The sequence below is a fragment of the Methylocystis suflitae genome (genome assembly GCF_024448135.1).
GTDB classification, from domain to species: domain Bacteria; phylum Pseudomonadota; class Alphaproteobacteria; order Rhizobiales; family Beijerinckiaceae; genus Methylocystis; species Methylocystis suflitae.
Window position 1 is genome coordinate 1 of sequence record NZ_JAMRYX010000139.1, and the last position, 3,591, is coordinate 3,591.

The 3,591-nt window shown below is 64.4% G+C and carries 5 protein-coding genes; 2 read left to right on the forward strand and 3 right to left on the reverse strand.

Features of this window, described 5'->3' with window-relative positions; genetic code table 11:
• Positions 1 to 324, forward strand: a 324-nt coding sequence (locus NEI07_RS10660) for a BON domain-containing protein (protein WP_256034467.1), incomplete at its 5' end; no start/stop codon positions are given.
• Positions 325 to 331: 7 nt separating this feature from the next.
• Here the strand turns inward: NEI07_RS10660 and NEI07_RS10665 are convergent.
• From NEI07_RS10665 to NEI07_RS10675, 3 genes are read right to left on the reverse strand one after another with little or no spacing between them, the layout of a single operon-like run.
• Complete coding sequence (locus NEI07_RS10665) at positions 332 to 1,951, reverse strand: FAD-dependent monooxygenase (protein ID WP_256034469.1); 1,620 nt, start codon at positions 1,949 to 1,951, stop codon at positions 332 to 334.
• 34 nt (positions 1,952 to 1,985) lie between these two features.
• Positions 1,986 to 2,486: a hypothetical protein gene (locus NEI07_RS10670; RefSeq protein ID WP_256034470.1), complete on the reverse strand. Its 501-nt coding sequence runs from the start codon at positions 2,484 to 2,486 to the stop codon at positions 1,986 to 1,988.
• On the reverse strand, positions 2,483 to 3,091 hold the full coding sequence (locus NEI07_RS10675; RefSeq protein ID WP_256034472.1) for a TetR/AcrR family transcriptional regulator: 609 nt from the start codon (positions 3,089 to 3,091) through the stop codon (positions 2,483 to 2,485). The genes NEI07_RS10670 and NEI07_RS10675 overlap by 4 nt, the downstream gene beginning before the upstream one ends.
• Positions 3,092 to 3,297: 206 nt before the next feature.
• Between NEI07_RS10675 and NEI07_RS10680 the strand changes: the two genes are divergently transcribed.
• Positions 3,298 to 3,591 (forward strand): DNA polymerase III subunit chi (locus tag NEI07_RS10680; RefSeq protein ID WP_256034473.1); only part of this gene is annotated, 294 nt, incomplete at its 3' end.

Consider the following 3,591-nt stretch of genomic DNA (forward strand, 5'->3'; position numbering starts at 1 on the left):
GCCGAGGCTGCGATGACGGGTATGGACACAGCAGGGCTTCGCGACGCCATTCGCGAGGCCCTCGACAAAAGCCCCCTGGCGGACGCCAAGTCGATCTCGGTCGAGATCGTCGAGGGAGAAGTCGTGTTGAAGGGCTCCGTCGCCTCGGCGGCTGAATGGATGGAGGCGGAATACGCCGCTTCAACGGCCTCTTCGCCCCTCAAAGTCAAAAACGCCCTGACCATCAGCGTGGTTTGGGAGGCGCCGAAGGACGACGTCTACCAGGCTGGCCTTGAATCTTTTCCGGCAAGCGATCCGCCCTCCTGGACGCCGGGCGAGACTTAAGGCGCGCTCAGGCCTCGGAGACAGGCAGCCGCTCGTGGTTTGCCGCGATCTCGGAACTCTTTCGCCGCAGCACGCGATCAAGATAGTTGTTCAGCGCCGTCAGGTCGGCTCCATCGCCTCGCGCGGCGACCACCTGATCGGGACGGATCACAACCCAGCCAGGTCCCCGCTGACCGTAACGCGCACGCACCTGCTTCTTGGGATCGTTCTCTGGAGTCACACGGAGAACGCTTAGTTGCTTGCCGGCCAGGTCGGTTGCTTCCGGCGCGGCGATCGGCGATCCGGCGTCCTCGAACAGGAGCAGCGTATGGCGCGATTCGCTGAGGAGCGGCCATAGAGGCTGATCCTTTCCCCCGACGGTCAGGATTGCGTCGCGCGCTCGGGCGCCGACGTCAGTGCGACCCGGACGGCGCGGCGGCGCGCCGAGCGCGACGAGCGGGCCGTTTCGATAGACGATTTCGGTCTCCGAAAGTTCGATCTGGAGCCGTTTCTGGACAACGGACAGATTGCCGAGAAGCGAGACCGCGATGTCTTTGACGATCCGCATCGCGGCGCCCGAGCTGAAAGCAAGATGCAGCTTTTGTTCGGCGGCTTTGACCACGTTTTGCGCGATCGCCCGCCGCTCCGGTTCATAGCTGTCGAGCAGCAGAGTCGGATCGCCGATCCCGGCAAGCGCATAGGCGAGCTTCCAGCCGAGATTCACGGCGTCCTGAATTCCCGTGTTCATGCCCTGTCCGCCCGCGGGGCTGTGGACATGCGCGGCGTCGCCCGCGAGGAAGCAGCGTCCCGCCCGATAGCGCGCGGCGACACGTTCGTTGATCTTGAACGCTGACAGCCAGCTCGGGTCCCGCAACCGCATGCCAGGTGGCCCATAGCGATCGGCATGATTCTGCAACTCGTCGAGCGTCGGCGGAATATCGGCGGCCGAGTCGGTCTCGCGCATAGCGAATATGCGCCAGGTGTCCTCTTCGAAGGGGAACAACGCGATGGTTCCGCCTCGGCGCCACCAGAGATAGATATTTTTGTGGTCCAACCCGCCGCCGTCGATGCGCACGTCGCCGAGCAAGAAGGTCTGAGGCTCGGTGGAGCCTTCGAAAGGAATGCCCAGCGCGCCTCGGACGACGCTCCGCGCGCCGTCGCAACCGACGAGATAGCGGGCGCGCGCCGTTTCGGTTCGCCCGTTGGCGTGGTTGAGGGTCGCCGTCACGCCGTCGTCGTCCTGAGCGAGCCCGGCGAGTCCGACGCCGCGCTCGACCGTAACGCCTAAAGCCGACAGCCGCACGGTTAGCAAACGCTCAGTCTCCGACTGAGGGAGGAGCAGCGGAAACGGAAACGGACTGTCGATGCCCTCGCCAACTTCCATGCGGGCCAGTTGTCGCCCGCCATCGCCAATGCAAAGCGCGTTGAGCCGCGCGCCGCCGCGCAGAAAATCATCGACGACGTTCATGCTCTGCATTGCTTCGAGGCTCGCGCTCCACAGAGCCAACGCCTTGGAGACGGAACTCGGCTGCGTCGCCCGATCAATGATGCGCACCGGCGTCCCGTGTTGCCGTAGCGTGATCGCGAGCGAAAGACCCGTTGGCCCAGCGCCGACGATCAAAACGTCCTCGATTCTCTCTGCGGTCATGATCTCTCTCTGTCGGAAATAAAGAACGGATCGTTCACTGCGTCGCTGCGTCCATCCGTTCCCGCATGAGGGCCTCTATGCGGCCGATCTGCATGTAGGAGACGTATTCGTGGACCATGTCGCTGGGGGCGAGTTCGAGCATGACGCGGTTCTCGACCCAGAATTCGAGAAGACGAAAGACTGGCGGCTTTCCAGGCGCGCCGCGGCCGAAGAACTTGGTCCGCCAGCCCTCGCGTGCGCCGATGCGCTCGATCGCGGCGCGGTCGAGCGGCACGGAGATGAGCGCGTGGAAGGGGAAGTAACCCGTCGTCGGCGGTCCGGGGGTAAATGCGACCTGCGCCTCGTCCTCGCCTGGGGCCAAGGCGATCGTGTCCGGATACACCTCGATCATCGTGCCTTGCGGGTCGCCGCTCATCGCCATGTAGGCGCCTGGCAATGGACCGCTGAACGGAAAGTCGCGGCCCTTCATGAGTTCCGCGAGCACGGCGGCGACGCGGACGGGATCGCGCGCGGGAATGGAGATGTGGTGAATCATGGCTTCCCCTGATGTGTTCCGGACGCATCATTGGCGACCGGCGGGACCGGCAGCCGGTCGAGACCCGAGGGATCAGTTTTCAGCGCGCCAATCAGCGCGCCGATGCCCCAGGATGCGACCGCTTGCGCCTCTTCCGGGGTGAAGCGGCAAGTGTCCATCAGCCAGCGCCAGTGGGTGGGGCTCCAGTACGAGGCGATCGCCAAGGCGCCGCGGCGCAGTTGCGTCGGCGTCAGATCAGGAAATCCGCCGCCGATGCCGGCGATCCAGCCGCCCAGGCGATTATCCCGATCGGCGTAACGCTGACGGTCCCAGGACGGCTGATTCATCAGGTTCCTGAGCAGCGCCCCGTATTGATCGTACAAGGGGAACAATCGCTCCGGCATTGACGGGAGTTCGTCGAGCGGCGGCAGCGGCCTGTCGAGTCCCAGCCGAGGCTTCAACCAAAGGAAGAAAGCGGCGACCAGCTCATCCATGGTCGCGAAATGCGCATAGACGGTTGGCGGCGAAACAGCAGAGAGCGCCGCGATCTTACGCAAGGTCAGGCTCTCGATGGGGTTCTGCTCAAGATAGTCTTTAGCCGCCATGAGAATACGCTCACGGGTCATGGCCGCCTGCGCCTCGCGCAAGGGGCTTTGGTACGGGCGGTCAGCCGCCATGACCACAAGGTCGCTTTTCAATCACCATTTCAATTTACAAGTGTCATACGAAATTGCGCGTGTCAAGGCGAGCGGCGACAGGCTGATCGCGGTTGACCCTCGACTTGCGCGCGGTCGAGAGTTCCGACATAGCCCGGGAGCGAAAGGCGCCCGCCATGCCCGAGATCGCCTTCTATCACCTCACCCGCGCGAGCGTGGAGCAGACGCTGCCGACGCTGCTGGAGCGTTCCCGTGCGCGCGGCTGGCGCGCCATCGTGCAGGCGATGAGCGAAACGCGCCTTGCGAAACTCGACGCCGATCTCTGGTCGTACCGTCCCGAAAGCTTTCTCCCGCACGGAACGAAGGCGGACGGCGCGCCGGAGGCGCAACCGATCTATCTCACCTGCGCGAACGACAATCCCAACGACGCCGATGTGCGGTTCTTCGTGGAAGGCGCGCGTATCGCCCCG

Bases quoted from the DNA above. Each gene is read 5' to 3' on its own strand.
- NEI07_RS10665 (WP_256034469.1), bottom strand. From the start codon at position 1,951: ATGACCGCAGAGAGAATCGAGGACGTTTTGATCGTCGGCGCTGGGCCA.
- NEI07_RS10670 (WP_256034470.1), bottom strand. From the start codon at position 2,486: ATGATTCACCACATCTCCATTCCCGCGCGCGATCCCGTCCGCGTCGCC.
- NEI07_RS10675 (WP_256034472.1), bottom strand. From the start codon at position 3,091: ATGACCCGTGAGCGTATTCTCATGGCGGCTAAAGACTATCTTGAGCAG.